Raw genomic sequence first — 17,572 nt, forward strand, 5'->3', positions numbered from 1 at the left:
GGTAGTATAGCGTAGGCGATGGCGCTCCCAGGGGCGCCATCGTTTTATGCGCTGACACGCTCCGCCATGGTTGGATCGTAATAGTTTTCGTGCAGGAAGCGCAGCGTGGCGATACCGTCGGCCGGACGGCCGAAGTGATAGCCCTGGCCCATGCCGCAGCCGAGTGCGCGCAATTTCACCGCCTCGGCATAATCCTCGATGCCTTCCGCTACGACTTCCAGCTCCAGGCCCTCGCACATGGTCAGGATCGCCTTGATGATGTGTTCGGAGGCGCGATCGGAATTGATCCGCGAGACGAAGGCGCGGTCGATCTTGATCTTGTCGAAGATGAAGTCGCGCAGGCGCCCGAGGCTCGATTGGCCGGTGCCGAAATCGTCGAGCGAGATGCGTACACCGGCGGCGCGCAGATCGGCGATGATGCGGTGAGCGGTATCGGCCGAACTCATCACCGCCGTCTCGGTGATCTCCAGCTCCAGGCGATGCGGATCGAAGCCGACGCGCCCGAGGATCGACAGGACGCTGCTGCTCGTGCCCGGATCCATCAGCTGAGCCGAGGAAAGATTGAACGACAGGAAGAGTTCGCGGGGCCAAGAGAGCGCTGCCTCGGCGGCTTTGCGCAGCAGCGCCTCCGACAGCGCGTCGATGAAGCCGCGCTCCTCGGCGAGCGGCACGAAGACGCCGGGCGAGACGAAGCCGAGATCGGGATCGTTCCAGCGGGCGAGCGCCTCGAAGCCGACGACCTGATTGTTGGACAGCGAGACGATCGGCTGGAAATGCACGTCGATCGCGTCGGAGATGATGGCGTTTCTGAGCGCCTGCTCCAGCTGTGTCGCGCGCTTCATCTCCTGGGCGATCTCGCGCGAATAGACGGTGATCTGGCCGCGGCCGCGGCGCTTGGAACGGTAGAGGGCGGTTTCGGCGCTCTTCAGCAGCTCCTCGCAATCCTCTCCGGCAAAGGGATAGATGGAAAAGCCGAGGGAGGCGGAAAGACGGACGTTGCGGTCGCCGAGGTCATAAGGCGCCGACAACACCTCGCGGATCATCTGGCCGAATTTCTCGGCACTCGCCCGCTCGAAGATCAACGGCAGCACGAAGGCGAATTCATCGCCATCGTGGCGGGTGACCAGCGCGCCATCAGGAATGCAGGCTCTGAGACGATGGGCGACCTGGCAGAGGATTTCATCGCCGGCTGTCGAGCCGAACAGATCGTTGATCGGCTTGAAACTGTCGAGGTTGACGATGCCGATGGTGAAGGGGGCCGGATCGCTGGCGCGCTCAGCGGAGATCTGCAAGACCTTGTCTCGCATGCGATTGCGGTTGCCCAATCCGGTCAGCGGATCGGTATAGGCCATCGCCTGAAGCTCATTCTGACCGACGGTCAAGAAAGCTATGTCCGCCGATTTCATCATCCAAACCCGAGCTTTCCTCCGGAGCCATGCAGAAGAATGACCGGCAGGTCTTAACAATTCGATAGTAAATCAGCGGGATAACCACTTGAACCCGCCCAAAATCTAGGGCGTTGACGGGTATTTTGGCGCCTGCACACTTTTGCGCGACATGCTTCAGTTTTGGGCCCGCATGGCCTCATTCATTAGATATTTCTGAAATACAGTCTCCAGCATGTCAGGGCTGACGGGTTTCATGATGACGTCGTCCATGCCTGATTTGACGCATTCGGCGCGATCACGCTCGAATGCCTGGGTGAGCACGCCGATGATCGGGGTACGGGTGCCGCCGGTTTCCTCCATCTGCCGGATGAGCCGCGCGGCCTCGAAGCCGTTGAAGCCCGGCAGGGAAATATCCATCAGCACGATCTGCGGCCGGTGCTCGGCCCAGAGGCGCACGGCCTCGTCGCCGGTCGCCGCAAGCATGTGGCGATAGCCGAGACCTTCGAGGATCTGTGAAAAGACGATCTGGTTGATATCATTGTCTTCGGCGACGAGAACCTGCAGGCCGACCGGATCGTCGGAAATGGTGATTTCCCAATCCGCATCCGAACCGGCGGCGCTGCGGCTGCTGCGATTGAAATGGCGGGCAATCTGGAAGGTGAGTTCGTTGGCGATCTGGAAACCGTCCATGACGAGCGCCGGGATGCCGTATTGCTCGGCAAGCTCGAGGCAGCGCATGCCCATCTGGTTGTCGATGATCAGAAGATCGAGCGAGATGCCGGAGGAGGTGGCGATTTCCAGGAACCGCTCCTCTTCGTCCTCGCCGCGGACCGAGCAGGATTCGAAGCCGTATTTCGTCAGCGTCCGCAGCGCGGCGGTCTCGGCGGCGAGGTCGGCCGTGACGACGAGGACCTTGCGGCCGGAGAAATTCTCCGGAACGATCGCTTCCATCGCCGCCGGTTCGCGCCGTGCGATGCCGGTTGGTACCGGCACATAGGCCCGTCGATAGCTTTGATTGCTGGAGGCGGTAATCACGGACGCTTGGCCGAACTCGTCGAGATCGGCGCCGTCGCGCGGCAGGTCCTGCATGGTCGACACCAGGAAATAGCGGCCAGGCTTGCCGATGCGGTGCTTGCGGCTGACGATATCGCGCTCGATGCCGTCGCGGGAGATCTGCCGCTGGCGGGAGACGGACATCTCGCCGGTCTCCAGCACATGGCGGTCGCTTTCTTCGAAGCGCTTGGCGATCTCTTCTGAAAAAAGATCGCCGCTCTTGCGCCCAAGCACCTCGTCGGCGCTTGTCTGATATTTCTCGCAGAAGGCGAGATTCACTGCGACATAGGTGAGGTTGCGATCCTTGACGAAGAGCGGGAACGGCAGATTGTCGAGAATGTCCTCGGTGAGCTGCACCCGCTCCAGATCGGAGCGCCATTGCTCTTCACGCTTCTTGTTCTCGGAAATGTCGGAGATGATGGTGACGCCGTAACCGCCGGGCAGCCTGCGCTTGACGAAGCGGACCCAGCTATCGGCACCGTGGCGCTCGACGGCGTCGAAGCGCTCGCGCCAATGCGAGGCGATTTTCTGCGACAGCCAGTCTTCGCGGCTCAGCGAGCCACCCTGCCTGACATCATACTGCTGGCGAATGCCGGTGTCGTACATCGCGCCGAGGAAATCGCGAAGCCGCGTGCCCGGCTTCAGCATCTCGGCGGGCAGCGGAAAGAACTCGAGAGTCTGGCGGCTTGCAAAGATCAGATGATCGTTCTTGTCGTAGATGATGAAAGCTGCGGAAAGGCTGTCGCACACCACATCGAAAAGCGCCGTCTGCAGATCGGTCTCAGCGGGAGCCCCATCGATTTCTGATGATGTGTCCGCCTTTTCGAAGCCGGCACTCATTCTGTTGCGTCCCACATCTGTTCGATTTCGCAGCTTCCGGAGGTATGTGATTAGAAATGCCATTTTTATGTTAAAACCGGCTTAACATTACCTATTCCCAAATTTGGGGGAGCCCCGGATCACGTTTCGGGAAAGCCTGTCGAAACCTCTTCCCTCCGGCCCGCGAATCCCCGAAAATAGCCCATGGCCATCAGACAGCTTTCCGAAACGCTCATCAACCAGATCGCCGCCGGCGAAGTCATCGAACGGCCGGCGAGCGCTGCCAAGGAACTGATCGAAAACGCGCTCGACGCGGGCGCGACGCGCATCGAAATCGCCACGTCAGGCGGCGGCAAGGCGCTACTGCGCGTCAGCGACAACGGCTCCGGAATGGACGCGGCCGATCTGGAACTGGCGGTCAGGCGCCACTGCACCTCGAAGATCTCAGAGACGCTCGAGGATATCCGCACGCTCGGCTTCCGCGGCGAGGCGCTGCCCTCGATCGGCTCGGTCGCGAGGCTCAGCATCGCAAGCCGCAGACGCGACAGCGCCGGCGGCCACGAGATCGCCGTTGCCGGAGGCAAGATCGCGCATCTGCGCCCAGCCGCCGCCAATCCCGGGACGATCGTCGAAGTGCGCGACCTGTTCTTCGCCACACCCGCCCGGCTCAAATTCCTGAAGACGGAGAAGGCCGAGGCCGGTGCCATTACCGAGATCGTCAAGCGCATGGCGATCGCCTTTCCTGCGGTACGCTTCGTGCTGTCGGGCTCAGACCGCACCACACTCGAATTTCCGGCGACCGGCGACGACCATCTGGCGCGCATGGCGCAGGTGCTCGGCAAGGAGTTCCGCGACAACGCCATTTCGCTCGACGCGGTGCGCGAAGAGATCGCGCTGACCGGCTTTGCCGGCGTGCCGACCTTCAATCGCGGCAACTCTGCCCATCAATACGCCTTCGTCAACGGCCGGCCGGTGCAGGACAAGCTGATCCTCTCGGCGATCCGCGGCGCCTATGCCGAGACGATCCCATCCGGACGCCATCCGGTGGCGGTGCTGTCGATCACGCTCGATCCCGCTCTCGTCGACGTCAACGTGCATCCGGCAAAATCCGACGTGCGGTTCCGCGACCCGGGCCTGGTGCGCGGCCTGATCGTCGGCGCCATCCGCGAGGCCTTGGCGCGCGACGGCAGCCGGGCGGCAACGACCGGCGCGAGCGACATGCTACGTTCCTTCCGCCCGGGCTTCCAGCCGAATAGCCAGCGACCGCAAACGGCATGGTCGGCCGAAACCTCGCCCTCCCGGCCCTATCAGCCAATAACGGGTTTCGGCGAGCGGCCCCAGGCATCCTTCGACGGACTTTCGATGCCGACGGCGCGAGCCGAGCCGCAGTTTTCGCCGCAGCCGGCAGCGCCCGAACCAATTGCGCGCTATCCGCTCGGCGCGGCACGGGCGCAGATCCACGCAAACTACATCGTCGCCCAGACCGAGGACGGGCTCGTCATCGTCGACCAGCATGCCGCACATGAGCGGCTGGTCTTCGAAGCGATGCGCAAGGCGCTACATTCGAAGCGGCTGGCCTCGCAGGTGCTGCTCATCCCTGAGATCATCGATATTCCGGAAGAGGACTGCGACCGGCTGATGCAGCACGCCACCGAGCTTTCCGAACTCGGCCTGGCGATCGAGCGTTTCGGCCCCGGGGCGATTGCCGTGCGCGAGACGCCGGCGATGCTCGGCGAGGTCGATGCGCATGGGCTGATCCGCCAGCTTGCCGACGAGATTGCCGAATGGGACACGGCGTCAGGCCTTTCGGCTAAGCTCGAATATGTGGCGGCGACCATGGCCTGCCACGGGTCAGTGCGCTCCGGACGACGGCTACGGCCGGAGGAAATGAACGCGCTGCTCCGGGCGATGGAAGTGACGCCCGGCTCCGGCCAATGCAATCACGGCCGGCCGACCTATATCGAATTGAAGCTCAGCGATATCGAACGGCTTTTCGGCAGAAGCTAAAAAAGCTGGAAAAGCAGCCCTTGCGGGAGTATGGCAGACTAAAGCGTGTCGCGATCTTTCAGATTCGCTTGGCCCACGCTTTAGGGCTTTGGCGTCCGCATGTCGTGATCGCAAAACCGCGGCACAGTTTTGCGCGACACGCTCTAATGACAGACTGCAGGGAACGGAGCGCATGAATTTGTTCGAAGGGCACGGAAACCGCGAGGCGAAGATCCGGTATCTCGATGGCGATTTCCAGATTCTCTCGCCCGGCTCCTATGTCGTCTGCGCGATGACGGGGAAACAGATCCCGCTCGACGAATTGCGCTATTGGAGCGTCGCCCGGCAGGAGCCCTATGCCGACGTGATCTCGGCCATCGATGCCGACAAACGCGCCGGCGTGCTGCCTAACCAGCGGCGCTAGAACAGGATGATTTTAGGCCGGGTCGGCCGTCCTGACAGAAGATTCAAATCTGGGCGCAACGAGAGGTGACACGTCCGACCCGCCCCACGAAGGACGGGCCGTTTGCGTGATCCGATCCCCACAGGGGCAACGGTTCACTTGAATTTCGCCATATTCTCTGGCGTCACGAGCGCAGCGCCGGAGTCAATCAAAGACTCAACCTTCTCTCCGCGAATCGATTTTACCAGCGCATCCACACCGAGTTCGGCCATCTTGGTGGGGAACTGCGCCACCGACGCATCCTCGACTCCACTCTTCAGCGCCTCCTCTTCGCCGCAACAGAAGTCGAAACCGACCAGCACAATCTTGTCATTGGCAGTGCCAGCGTTCTTGATTGCGCGCGCCGCGCCAGCAGCGGGCGGGCCGCAAGCGGCATAAATGGCCTTGAGGTCTGGGTTCTTCGTCAGCAGATCCTCGGCGACACTGATCCCGAGCTCCTCGGTGCAGTTTGTCGCGCCTTTCCCGACGATCTTGACGTCAAGTCCCTTCAGCCCTTCAAGCATTCCCGTCACACGGTCATCGAGCGCTGGCACCCCGGGCACGCCCTCAAGAATCCCAAGCGTATCGCCGGCTTTAAGAACAGTTTTGAGATATTCGCCGGCGATTTTTCCCGCGGCGAAGTTATCGGTTGTGGCAAGCGCCGTCCTGCCTTTCCAATCCGGAATATTGTTATCCATCAGCACGACCTTGATACCGGCCGCCACCGCCTTGTCCAGGGCAGTGGACACGGTGGGATCGACGGGTGTGATGGCAATACCCTGCACGCCTCGTGTCACCATGGACTCGATCTGTGCAATCTGGCCTTCTATGTCGGTTGCGGACGTACCCTGCCCGTAGATGATCTCGACGCCGGGATTTCTCTTTGCATAATCTTTGGCTGCGTTCTCCATTGTTGCGAAGAAAGGTACTGGGAATTTGGTTATAAAGCCGAGCTTCACCGGCTCCTGCGCCAAGGACGGGACTACAGCGACGGCGAGGAGCGCAAGGGCTCCCAGCAGGGATTGCGGTTTCATGATTACATCTCCCATGTTTCGACCGCCCTCCTCTAGAGCGATCTCGTTGTCCGCTGCCCCAAAGAAGCAGCGATCTCCCTTAAGCCTCGGCGCCGACAATCATCGCAACAAGGTCCTGCTTGTTGGCTTGCGTTGGCTTCAGTTCACCCACCTTGCGCCCCTGGCGCAGCACAACCGCCCGATCGGCGATTTCGACGACATGTTCCATATTGTGCGTGATGATGATCACGGCATTGCCGTCGGCTTTGAGCTGATGGATAAGGTCAAGAACCTGGCGAGACTCGCGAAGACCGAGGGCGGCCGTTGGTTCGTCAAGAATCACCAGCTTGCGCGCAAAAACAATGGCGCGCGCGACCGCGATCGCCTGTCGCTGTCCCCCGGACATCAGGGCGACCGGCGCATCGAATCTCGGCAGCTTAACCTTCAGGCGATCGATGACACTTGCTGCCTCCCGCTTCATCACGCCCGTGTTGAGGAAGCGGAGCGGACGCGGCAGCCAAGAGGGGAAAGAGATTTCTCGTCCGCAATAGAAATTCTGTACCGGGGTCAGGTTGTCGAAAAGCGCCAGATCCTGGTAGACGGTTTCAATACCGGCGCGGCGGGCGGCCGCCGTTGAATGGAGGGATACGGGCGCACCATCCACGAGGATCTCTCCTTCGTCGAGACTATGAAGCCCGCTGATGCATTTGACGAGCGTCGACTTGCCGGCGCCGTTGTCACCCAAGAGAGCGGTTACCTCACCCGAGTACGCATCAAAGCTTACTTTTTTCAGGGCATGTATGGCGCCAAAGCGCTTCTGGGCATTTCGAACCGAAAGTGCCGGTGTGGTAGATGCTGGGTTCATTGCACTCTCGCCGATTGAAGCACGCGTGCGCGCGCCTCGAGATGGTTACGAAGCACGTCGGCCTCTACGGCGATGACGATGACGAGCCCAATCGCGATCATTTGAAAGAACACGTCGACCCCGAGAAGGTTAAGGGCGTTGCGGATGACGCCGATCAGCACGGCGCCGATCAGGGCGTGTCCGAGATGGCCGCGTCCGCCAAGGAAGCTGGCGCCACCGATAATCACCGCAGCAATCGTGTCGAGTTCCAAAAGATTGCCGTAGATTGGCGAGGCGGCGGCGGTCCGTCCTGCGAGCAGCACCGCGCCGACACCTGCACAAAAGCCGCAAATAATGTAGGTTGCGAGCAGAACGCCCTTTACTGGGATACCCATGCTTCTGGCGGCATTCGGCGCCCCACCGACGGCATAGATCCATCGGCCAAAGACCATCGACTTCGTGAGGATCAGAAAAAGAAGCCCGAACATCGCAACGGCAAAGAAGGAATTGGGCACACCAAGCGTCGCACCGCCGCCGATCGCGGTCACTGCATCGGGCATCCCGCGCATGGTGGTGTGGCCGGGCGCCAATGCAAGTGCCAGGCCGCGGCAGATACTCAAGGTCGCAAGTGTAATGATAAAGGGGTGTGGCAGCCGACCGTAGACAAAGACCAAGCCGTTGACCGCACCGATAGCAGCACCGGCAAGCAGCATGGCCATTATGACGACGACTGAGGAATCAATCTGCTGATAGACAAGTCCGCCGATGACTGTTGCTAGCGCAAGATTCGAGCCTACAGACAGGTCGATGCCGCGCGTCAGGATAACGAGTTGCTGCCCCATTGCCACAACAGCAATCACTGCTGTCTGTGCCAGGATGTTCCCCAGGTTAACGGGCTTTAGAAAAGCCGGCGTGATCAAACTGACGACGGCGATGAGCATAATCAGGATCAATAGAGGGCCGAGGCTCAATAGCTTCAGCCCGAATGTGATGCCAGATTGTCTCGGCTGGAAGGTTGCATCTTGCGAACCACCAGGCCGGGACGAGTTCTGAGGCAGAATCCCGGAGTCTTCCAAATTCCCCTAGCCTCCCCCGTTTTTTATACATAAGAAACATATGATACACGTGCGTCAAACTGTTTTTTATGGATATCTAATCATACCTGGAGTTGCGCCATGAGAACGGATACGACTTTCAAGCGGGCATTCAATGATATGATCGATATCATTCGGACTTTCGATCTTGGGGCGGAATTGCCGTCCGAAAATGCACTGCGCACCCAGCTTGGCGTGAGCAGAACAACGGTGCGGAAGGTGCTGGCGGGGATGTCCGCACGTGGGATCATCATATCTGAAGCGCACAAGCGGATCATAGGTGAGCGGCCGCGGCAGCAAGAGCGCTATCCGAAGGAACAGACCCTAGCAATTTCGGAACAGGTCGAGACGAGTTTCATGGAATGGATGATGCGCGGTGATGCCTGTGCGGGCACAGAAATCAATGAGACGGAATTAGCTCGGAAATTCGGCGTCGCGACAACGATTATCCGTGAGTTTCTCAATCGATTTCAGAAATATGGGCTGATCGAGAAGCGTCAGAATGCAGGCTGGGTTTTTAAAGGGTTCACAGCCAGTTTCGCACTCGAACTGTTTGAGATCAGAGAGATGTTCGAAATGCGCTCCGCGCGGCTTTTCGCTGCCCTGCCCGACAGGTCGCCCGTCTGGAAACAGATCCAATCTATGCGGGCGGCACATTTGGAACTGCTCGCGGATATCGACGCTCGGTTTCAGGATTTCTCGGAGCTGGACAGCCGTTTCCACCGGCTGATTACCACAGTCGCGCCAAACCGCTTTATCGAAAGCTTCCAAGACGTGATAACCATGGTCTTCCACTATCACTATCAGTGGAACAAGCGTGATGAACGCGCGCGGAATGAGGTCGCCATCAGGGAACATCTCGCCCTGATCGAAGCCCTCGAAAGCCGCAATATCGTCTTGATCGATCGCGCATGCCGGTTGCATCTGACTTCCGCCCGCGAAACTTTGCTTCACTCGATCGCGTGATAGCGTTGCATGTGGAGATGTACGCAGGACGAGACGTTTTGCAGCAGCCTGCTAGCTAGAGCGGTTCAGCCTTTGCTGGAATCGCTTTAACCCCGGCCTTCATCTCCCGCAGCCGCCGCTCGCGGCAAGCGACGATCGCCCGGTCGATGATGAGGCTGGGGGCGAGGTGATCCTCGAAGACCATGTCGACCTCGATCACCCGGCTCTTTTCGACGAGCCGCGCCGCCTTGCCGTGATGGCCGGAAAGGCGGACGAAATCCTTGGAGGTGGTGACGATCAGGAGACCTTGACGCTCGGCGGTCGTCAGGATGTCGTCGATCTCCTCCTCCGTCAGGTGCTCGTGATCGCCGAAAGATTTGGCGACAACGATCTCGGCGCCGCGGGATTCAACCGTGCGAAAGAATTTGGCGGGATCGGCAATGCCGGCAAAGGCTAGCACCTTGGTGCCGGCCAGCGTATTGTCGCCGCGGACTTTCAGCGATGCGGTGAAATAGGGCTTTGCCGCGCGCGCCGCCATGCGGACGATCCTGTCGGCGGCATTGCCGCCACCGACCTTCAGCAAAGCGGTTGCGGACCGCAGCTGCTGGCGGATCGGCGCGCGGACCGGGCCACCCGGCACGATATGGCCGTTGCCGAGGCCGCGCGTCGCGTCGATGACGAGCAAGGCATAGTCGATCGCCAGCCGGGCACTTTGGAAACCGTCATCCATGATGATGAGATCGGCGCCCTCCGCCACCAGGCGCTGAGCCCCTTCGACGCGCCGGCGCGAAATCACCGTCAGCGCTTCCTGGGCAAGCAGCAACGGCTCGTCACCGACGGCAATCGCCCGGTGATGATCGGGGTCGACCACGGTCGTCACATCGAGCGAGCCGCCGTAACCCCTGCTGAGAAAGCCGGGCTTCAGCCCCTTCGCCTTGGCGGCGCGGGCAATCGTCAGCGCCGTCGGCGTCTTGCCGGCGCCGCCGACGGTGAAATTGCCGACACAGATAACCGGAACCGGAACCGAGGCGCGGCGCGCATGGGCCATGCGGTGGCCAGCGATACGGCCATAGAGAAAAGAAAGCGGCAGCAGCAGCCAGGCCCGCCAATCGGCTTTCCTCCACCAGAACGGTGGCGCTTCGGATATCATCTTGCCGTCCCGCTCCCTGCCCGGCCACAGAATTTTCGTTTCCCGGCCGGATTGAGAAGCCAAACCTGAAAAAATGCAAGCCCTTACCCGTCAGGCCGGCTGCAGATCCGGCAGCAGGGTCTCGATGGCAGTGATATCGTCGAGCACATGATCGGCCGCGGCGGCAAGCGTCTCCCGCGAACCGGTGCCGGTCAGCACCGCGATCCTCAGGCCTGTGCCGGCATTCAAACCCATGTGCAGATCGTGATTGTTGTCGCCGACCATGGCGACCTCTTCAGGCGAGAGACCGGTCGCAGCGCAGAAGCCGAGCAACATGCCCGGCTCTGGCTTGACGCCGAAACCGCTGTCATAGCCGGCGATGTAATCGATATAGCGGGCGAAACCGAAACGTTCCGCCGTCTGGCGGATCGACCGCTCATTGTCGCTGGAGGCGACACCGAGCTTGAAGCCGCGTCGATGCAGCCGAGCGAAGAAGCCGGCGAGGTCGGTCACCGGCACGGAAAATTCGGCGGCGTTGGAAAAAAGGGCGTCGAGGCGGATCGTCAGTTCGCCGACATCGACCATCGAGCCCGCCGCGACCAGACCCTCGGCGATCTGGCGGGTATTGCCGGCGGCAAGCAGGCTGTCGGGAACGATGTGGCCGGTCAGCGGATCCATGCCGCAGGCCGAAAGCAGCCGGTTGGCGAGAAGCTCATCCCCTCTGGCGGCGATGCGGGCAAGCTCGCGGTTTACCGGCAGCCAGCTCTCGTCATAATCGAGCAGCGTGCCGTCCTTGTCGAAGAGGATGCCTTTGATAGGGGACGCTGCCGACATCTTCGCTCCTCAGACCTGGGCCACGGCCTTGGGCAGCAGCCGCGCCTTGACCGTCAGCGGATTGATATAGGGTTCCAGCCCCTTTACCGTCGCCGTCAGCGCGCCGCGCATCTCGTGCACGGCGGTGATGCCGGCCTCGATCATGTTGCGGCGGGCGTCGTCGTTGATCAGCAGATAATGCACGCCCTTGGCCAGCATTTCAGTATCGCGCACCATGCGGGCGCTGCCGCTGCGGGCAAGCTTCTGATAGGCATCGCGGAAATTCTGCACATGGCCGCCGGAGAGAATGGCGCAGCCGAGCATGGCGGGCTCCAGCGGGTTCTGGCCGCCTTCGGCAAAGAGCGAACGGCCGACGAAGGCGATTTCCGTCAGGCGGAGATAGAGGCCCATTTCGCCGATCGTATCACCGAGGAAGATATCGACATCGGCGGACAGGACATCGTCGCGGGTGCGGCGGGCGACCTTCAGCCCCTGCTTGACGAGCGCTGCCTCGATCTCGTCGCTGCGCTCGGGATGGCGCGGCACGATGATGGTCAATTGATGGTCGCGCTCCCTGAGCGCCCGGTGAACGATGGCGGCGGCATTCTCCTCGCCGTCGAAGGTCGAAATCGCCGCCCAGGTCTTGCGCTCGCCGATCTGCTTCTTGTAGCGGGCGAAGACAGCGCTGTCATAAGGCGGCGCGTCAGTATCGACCTTCAGATTGCCCGAAGTGATGACGGGGACGGCGCCGAGATCGCGGAATCGTTCGGCATCGACATCCGACTGGGCGATGACGAGGGCAAGATTCTCGAACAAGGCTTCGGCGATCGCCGGGCGGCGGCGCCAGCGGGCAAAGGAGCGGTCCGACATGCGGGCATTGATTAGGATCTGCGGAATGCGGCGGCGGCCGAGCTCCAGCACCGTTGCCGGCCAGATCTCGGATTCGGCGATGATGGCGCAATCGGGCTGCCAATAATCGAGGAAGCGGCTGACGGAGGGCTTCAGGTCGAGCGGCACATATTGATGGATCGCTTCCTGGCCGAGGCGCTCGGCGGCGAGCTTGGCCGACGTGATGGTGCCGGTCGTCAGGATGACATGGATGTCACGGCGGCGGATTTCGCGGATCAGCGGGATGACGGCGTTGGTTTCACCGACGCTTGCGGCATGGAACCAGATAAGCGGGCCCTGCGGCCGGTTGGCGCTCGGATAACCGAAGCGCTCCAGGCGGCGGGCCCGGTCTTCCTTGCCCTTGGCCGTGCGGTAGGTGATATAGAGGCCGACGACAGGAGAGGCCACGGTTCCCGCCAGACGGTATGCGCTCAGACCGAACCGCGCCATCCGGGAACTCATCGCGCCAGCCTCCGATCAAAACCGATCGACATCAAACCCATTCCCTAATTATCGTTGCGGCCGCAATGGCCGATTAATTTGTTCAGAATGCGTCAAACAATCCGGATCGATGGGCGCGCCCGATGCAGCAAAGGCCGACCGAGGAGCGGCCGGCCGGCGGCACTTGCTAAGTTCAGCCCTTGGGCTTTTCCTGCGGATCGAGCAAACGATGCATGTGGACGATGAAGTAGCGCATATGCGCATTGTCGACCGTCTGCTGCGCCTTCGCCTTCCAGGCCGTCAGCGCCGCAGCATAATCCGGGAAAATGCCGACGATATCGAGACCCTGCAGGTCACGGAACTGGACGTCATCGAGGCTTTCCAGTTCGCCGCCAAAAACGAGATGCAGAAGCTGCTTCTTGTCACCGGAGTCAGTCATTTTTTCTTCTCTTTCTGCCTATTCTCCTCCGCCACCCATCTGCGGGATTTTGACGGAAACGTCAACTGTCTCGTCGCCCCGCAAAGGCCGCGAGGAATTCACTGATGCGGGGTGTTGGGGCCGCACAGAGGACCTTGTGGGTGACCTCAGTGCGGTTGTAGACGATCGGTTCGCCTTCGATGTCGACGAGGCCGCCGCCGGCGCAGACAAGGATCAGATCGGCAGCGGCAAGGTCCCAATCATGTGAATTGCCCTTGACGAAGGTGCCTTCGAGACGACCGTCCGCCACCATCGCGATGCGATAGGCGAGCGAGGGAATGTATTTCTCGCGCGTCACCCGGTCACGGAACGCCGGCGGAAAGGTCTTCAGCAGGTCTTCGCCGATCGCAAGGCGGCTCATCTCTTCCGGTCCGGCGGCCGAGACGGTGAAGGGGACGCCGTTCTTCAGCGCCACGCCGCCCTCGACCGCCTCATAGAGCTCTTCGAGCGCCGGGGCATAGAGCACGCCGGCGACCGGCCGGCCGCGATGAACCACCGCGACGCTGACGCACCAGACCTTCTGCCCGCCGAGGAAGGCGCGCGTGCCGTCGATCGGATCGATGATGAACAGCGTCTCGCGTGAGAGACGGTCGGCATCGTCGTCGGTCTCTTCCGACAGCCAGCCATAATCCGGCCGGGCCTTGCGCAGGATGGTCTCGAGCGTCTTGTTTGCGGCGAAATCGGCGGCGCTGACGGGAGACCGGTCCTCGTTCTTCCACCAGACCTCGGGAGACTGGTTGAAGAAGCCGAAAGCGACGGCGCCCGCCTCTCTCGCAGCATCGGCGATCAGCGTGAGATCGCTCTGCCAGCGGGCCTTTTCCTTATCGTTCATCCCGTCATCCGTTTCTCGATTCAACAGTGTGAGCATGATGTCGTCCGAAAACCGCTCACACTTTTCAGCATCATGCTCTAGCGCCCTGCGAGCGTCATGCCTTCGATGGCGAAGGTCGGGGCCGCGACGCCGAACTTGCGGTCGATGTCGTTTGCCGGCGTCAGGCGCATGAACATCTCCTTGAGGTTCGAGGCGATCGTCACCTCGGAGACCGGGAAGGTGAGTTCACCATTCTCGATCCAGAAGCCGGTGGCGCCGCGGCTGTATTCGCCGGTGATCATGTTGACGCCGTGGCCGATCAATTCGGTGACATAAAAACCGTTGCCGACGCTGCGGATCAAATCCTCCGGCGAGATATCGCCGGGTTCCAGGGCAAGGTTGGTGGAGGAAGGCGAGACGGCGGTGCCGCCGCGCACGCCGCGGCCGTTGGTTTCGAGGCCGAGCTCGCGCGCCGTCGAGGTCGAGAGGAACCAGTGCTTCAAAATACCATCCTCGATCATCACCAGCCGCTCGCCGGAGACGCCTTCGCCATCGAAGGGCCGCGAGGAAGGGCCGCGTACGATCAGCGGATCATCGGTGATCGACAGGCCTGACTTCAGGATCTGCTGGCCCATCTTGTCACGCAGGAAGCTGGACTTGCGAGCGACGGCAGCACCATTGATCGCACCGGCGATATGGCCGACGAAGCCACGGGCGACACGCGGGTCGAAAATGACCGTGACGTCCTTGCCGGTCGGTACCTGGCGCGGATTGACGCGCTTGATCACCCGTTCGCCTGCGCGACGGCCGATTTCAGCGGGATCGTCGAGCTCGGCATAATAGAGGCGGCTGTCGAAATCATAGTCGCGCTCCATGCCTGTGCCTTCGCCTGATATGACGCTGACGGAATGGCCGAAACGCGAGGCCATGTAACTGCCTTCGAAACCGTGCGAGGTGGCAAGAACGAGGCCGCCCATGCCGGCGGAGGCGCCGGCGCCGGAGGAATTGGTGACACCCTTGACCGCAAGCGCGGCAGCTTCTGCGGCAAGAGCGGCCTCGCGCAGCATCTCGGAGGAGACCTCGGTGGTATCGAGCAATTGCAGGTCGGGATAGGCTCTCGAAAGGCTCGCCTCATCCGCCAGGCAGGCGAAGGGGTCTTCCGGGGAAACCTTGGCCATCGCGACGGCGCGTTCGGCCAGCGCCTGAAGATCGAAGCCCGGATTGGCTGAAACGCTGGCGACACGCTGGCCGATGAAGACGCGCAGGGAAAAATCGTCGTTTTCGGAGGATTCCGTTCCCTCGACCTTGCCGAGGCGGACGCTGACCGATTGCGAGCGCGACCGGACGACGACGGCATCGGCGGCATCGGCCCCTGCCTTCCTTGCCAGATCGATCAATTGACTTGCGCGGGAAAGAAGTGTCGAGGAATCAATTTCAGAGGACATGATTTGGCCTTTCCTTCGGCTTCCATTTATTGTGCACTCTCCCAAGCATCAAGGCCGCCGTCACCGATTCTTTATCGGGGCTGCCTGCTTGCTCCCCGCCGTCGAAAGAAATTGTCAGCATGTCAGCGTCCAATGCCTTTTTTTCCGAAACGATCCTGCTGCTTGGCGGGGCGGTGGTCGCCGCTCCGATCTTCAAGAAACTCGGGCTCGGCACGGTGCTCGGCTATCTTGCTGCCGGCATCGTCATCGGCCCGGTCTTCCACGGCATCACCGATGGCGAACAGATCCTCGCCGTCGCCGAACTCGGCGTCGTCTTCCTGCTGTTCATCATCGGACTGGAGTTGAAACCCACCCGCCTCTGGCAGATGCGGCGCGACATCTTCGGCCTCGGCACGGCGCAGGTGGTGCTGACGGGCCTGGCGCTGACCGCGCTTGCCTGGTTTTCCGAGGCTCTCGACTGGCGCGGCAGCATCGTTGCCGGATTTGGCCTGGCGCTATCTTCGACCGCCTTCGCCATGCAGATCCTCGAGGGCGACGGAGACGTCAATACGCGATACGGGCAGCGCTCCTTTTCGATGCTGCTGTTCCAGGACCTGGCGATCGTGCCGCTGCTGGCGCTGATCACCATCCTCGACGGCGGCGACAAGGGCAGCAACGCGCCGCTGTTGGATTTCGCCATCGCCATCGGCGCGGTTGCGGCGATGATCGTCATGGGACGCTACCTGCTGACGCCACTCTTCCAGATTATCGCCCGGACCGGCGCGCGCGAAGCAATGATCGCGGCTGCCCTCTTCGTCGTCATGGGGTCGGCGATCCTGATGCAGTTGGCCGGGCTTTCGATGGCGATGGGCGCCTTCCTATCCGGCGTGATGCTTGCCGAATCCTCCTACCGGCACGAGCTGGAGGCTGATATCGAGCCCTTCCGCGGCGTGCTGCTCGCTATCTTCTTCATCGCCGTCGGCCTGTCGCTGGAGCTCGACGTTCTTGCCGACAATGCGCTCTTCGTCATCGTCGCCGTGCCGATCGTCATGGCCGTCAAGGCGATCGTCATCTATGGGCTCTGCCGGATCTCCGGCTCTCCGCACAACGATGCGATCCGCATCGCCTTCCTGCTGCCGCAGGGCGGTGAATTCGGCTTCGTGCTGTTCACCACCGCGGGGGCGGCCGGGCTGATGTCGACGAGCACAGCCTCGCTGCTGGTCGCGATCGTCACGCTGTCCATGGCGCTGACGCCGATCGGGTCGGCCCTTTCGAAGCGGCTGCTCAACGGCGATAAGCAGGAGGAGCTGGACGAGGATTTCGAAGGAGCCGGCGCCGACGTGCTGATGGTCGGCTTTTCGCGTTTCGGCCAGATCGCCGCCCAGATCCTGCTTGCCGGCGGGCGCAGCGTCACCGTCATCGATTTTTCGGCCGACCGCATCCGCCAGGCTTCCTCCTTCGGCTTCCGTATCTATTTCGGCGACGGCGCCCGCAAGGATGTGCTGCGCTCGGCCGGCATCGACAGGGCGAAGATCGTGCTGGTCTGCACGCAGAAGAAGGAAATCACCGACAAGGTGGTGGAACTGGTGCAGGCCGACTATCCGCACACAAGGCTCTACGTGCGTTCCTACGACCGCGTCCATTCGATCGAGCTGCGCAACAAGGGCGTCGACTACGAGCTGCGCGAAACGCTGGAATCGGGCCTGCTCTTCGGACGGCGAACGCTGGAGGCGCTCGGCGTTTCCGAGGTCGACGCTTACGAAATCGGCGAGGATATCCGCAAGCGCGACGAGGCGCGCCTGGTGCTGCAGGTGTCCGAAGGGCTGCAGGCCGGGCGCGACATGCTGTTTTCCCACCCTGTCCGCCCCGAACCGCTGGTCAAGCCGAAGCGCGCTGCCGATCCCTTCGAGGACGATCCGCTGGCCGGAACCGCGGATGCGACGGCGGATGCCTGATCGCCCCTGACCGGCTTGCGAAATTGACGCATTGAATATCAAGGGGGCG

15 protein-coding genes are annotated in these 17,572 nt (G+C 61.6%); 4 read left to right on the forward strand and 11 right to left on the reverse strand.

The window, feature by feature from the left end; translation table 11 throughout:
* Nucleotides 1-44: 44 nt before the first annotated feature.
* Complete coding sequence (locus BS630_RS05680; protein ID WP_072639516.1) at nucleotides 45-1,409, reverse strand: putative bifunctional diguanylate cyclase/phosphodiesterase; 1,365 nt, start codon at nucleotides 1,407-1,409, stop codon at nucleotides 45-47.
* 153 nt (nucleotides 1,410-1,562) lie between these two features.
* Nucleotides 1,563-3,281, reverse strand: a complete 1,719-nt coding sequence (locus BS630_RS05685) for a response regulator (protein ID WP_077976609.1) — start codon at nucleotides 3,279-3,281, stop codon at nucleotides 1,563-1,565.
* Between the two features lie 183 nt (nucleotides 3,282-3,464).
* On the opposite strand from BS630_RS05685, the gene mutL reads away from it, so the two are divergent.
* Both mutL and BS630_RS05695 read left to right on the forward strand, forming a co-directional pair.
* The gene (gene mutL, locus BS630_RS05690; protein ID WP_077976610.1) at nucleotides 3,465-5,267 is read left to right on the forward strand and encodes a DNA mismatch repair endonuclease MutL; all 1,803 of its coding nucleotides are present in this window, start codon (nucleotides 3,465-3,467) and stop codon (nucleotides 5,265-5,267) included.
* Between the two features lie 172 nt (nucleotides 5,268-5,439).
* The gene (locus tag BS630_RS05695; RefSeq protein WP_003545832.1) at nucleotides 5,440-5,670 is read left to right on the forward strand and encodes a DUF2093 domain-containing protein; all 231 of its coding nucleotides are present in this window, start codon (nucleotides 5,440-5,442) and stop codon (nucleotides 5,668-5,670) included.
* A 134-nt stretch (nucleotides 5,671-5,804) separates the two neighbouring features.
* Here BS630_RS05695 and BS630_RS05700 read toward each other — a convergent pair whose 3' ends face one another.
* The 3 genes from BS630_RS05700 to BS630_RS05710 form a co-directional block, all read right to left on the reverse strand.
* Nucleotides 5,805-6,722, reverse strand: a complete 918-nt coding sequence (locus tag BS630_RS05700) for a sugar ABC transporter substrate-binding protein (RefSeq protein ID WP_077976611.1) — start codon at nucleotides 6,720-6,722, stop codon at nucleotides 5,805-5,807.
* A 79-nt stretch (nucleotides 6,723-6,801) separates the two neighbouring features.
* The gene (locus tag BS630_RS05705; protein WP_077976612.1) at nucleotides 6,802-7,566 is read right to left on the reverse strand and encodes an ATP-binding cassette domain-containing protein; all 765 of its coding nucleotides are present in this window, start codon (nucleotides 7,564-7,566) and stop codon (nucleotides 6,802-6,804) included.
* On the reverse strand, nucleotides 7,563-8,621 hold the full coding sequence (locus BS630_RS05710) for an ABC transporter permease (protein ID WP_170268251.1): 1,059 nt from the start codon (nucleotides 8,619-8,621) through the stop codon (nucleotides 7,563-7,565). Before BS630_RS05710 ends, BS630_RS05705 begins: the two co-directional genes overlap by 4 nt.
* A 99-nt stretch (nucleotides 8,622-8,720) precedes the next feature.
* Between BS630_RS05710 and BS630_RS05715 the strand changes: the two genes are divergently transcribed.
* Nucleotides 8,721-9,605 carry a GntR family transcriptional regulator gene (locus BS630_RS05715; RefSeq protein WP_077976614.1) on the forward strand — a complete coding sequence of 295 codons (885 nt, stop codon included), beginning with the start codon at nucleotides 8,721-8,723 and terminating at the stop codon, nucleotides 9,603-9,605.
* A gap of 55 nt (nucleotides 9,606-9,660) precedes the next feature.
* On the opposite strand, the gene lpxK is transcribed toward BS630_RS05715, so the two are convergent.
* The 6 genes from lpxK to BS630_RS05745 all read right to left on the reverse strand — a co-directional run bounded on the left by lpxK (nucleotide 9,661) and on the right by BS630_RS05745 (nucleotide 15,589).
* Nucleotides 9,661-10,734: a tetraacyldisaccharide 4'-kinase gene (gene lpxK / locus BS630_RS05720; RefSeq protein WP_077976615.1), complete on the reverse strand. Its 1,074-nt coding sequence runs from the start codon at nucleotides 10,732-10,734 to the stop codon at nucleotides 9,661-9,663.
* A gap of 90 nt (nucleotides 10,735-10,824) precedes the next feature.
* Entirely contained in the window at nucleotides 10,825-11,547 is a 723-nt protein-coding gene (locus tag BS630_RS05725; RefSeq protein ID WP_077976616.1) for an HAD family hydrolase, read from the reverse strand.
* A 9-nt stretch (nucleotides 11,548-11,556) separates the two neighbouring features.
* Nucleotides 11,557-12,876 carry a lipid IV(A) 3-deoxy-D-manno-octulosonic acid transferase gene (gene waaA / locus BS630_RS05730; RefSeq protein WP_020048653.1) on the reverse strand — a complete coding sequence of 440 codons (1,320 nt, stop codon included), beginning with the start codon at nucleotides 12,874-12,876 and terminating at the stop codon, nucleotides 11,557-11,559.
* A 172-nt stretch (nucleotides 12,877-13,048) separates the two neighbouring features.
* The gene (locus BS630_RS05735; RefSeq protein WP_017993077.1) at nucleotides 13,049-13,294 is read right to left on the reverse strand and encodes a DUF4170 domain-containing protein; all 246 of its coding nucleotides are present in this window, start codon (nucleotides 13,292-13,294) and stop codon (nucleotides 13,049-13,051) included.
* Between the two features lie 61 nt (nucleotides 13,295-13,355).
* A complete protein-coding gene (locus BS630_RS05740) occupies nucleotides 13,356-14,165 on the reverse strand; it encodes a 3'(2'),5'-bisphosphate nucleotidase CysQ (RefSeq protein ID WP_077976617.1) in 810 nt (269 codons plus the stop codon).
* A gap of 77 nt (nucleotides 14,166-14,242) precedes the next feature.
* Nucleotides 14,243-15,589, reverse strand: coding sequence for a TldD/PmbA family protein (locus BS630_RS05745; protein WP_077976618.1), 1,347 nt, complete (start codon nucleotides 15,587-15,589; stop codon nucleotides 14,243-14,245).
* A gap of 119 nt (nucleotides 15,590-15,708) precedes the next feature.
* Between BS630_RS05745 and BS630_RS05750 the strand changes: the two genes are divergently transcribed.
* Nucleotides 15,709-17,523, forward strand: coding sequence for a monovalent cation:proton antiporter-2 (CPA2) family protein (locus tag BS630_RS05750; protein WP_077976619.1), 1,815 nt, complete (start codon nucleotides 15,709-15,711; stop codon nucleotides 17,521-17,523).
* Nucleotides 17,524-17,572 lie beyond the last annotated feature (49 nt).

Source organism: Rhizobium laguerreae (assembly GCF_002008165.1).
Lineage (GTDB): Bacteria > Pseudomonadota > Alphaproteobacteria > Rhizobiales > Rhizobiaceae > Rhizobium > Rhizobium laguerreae.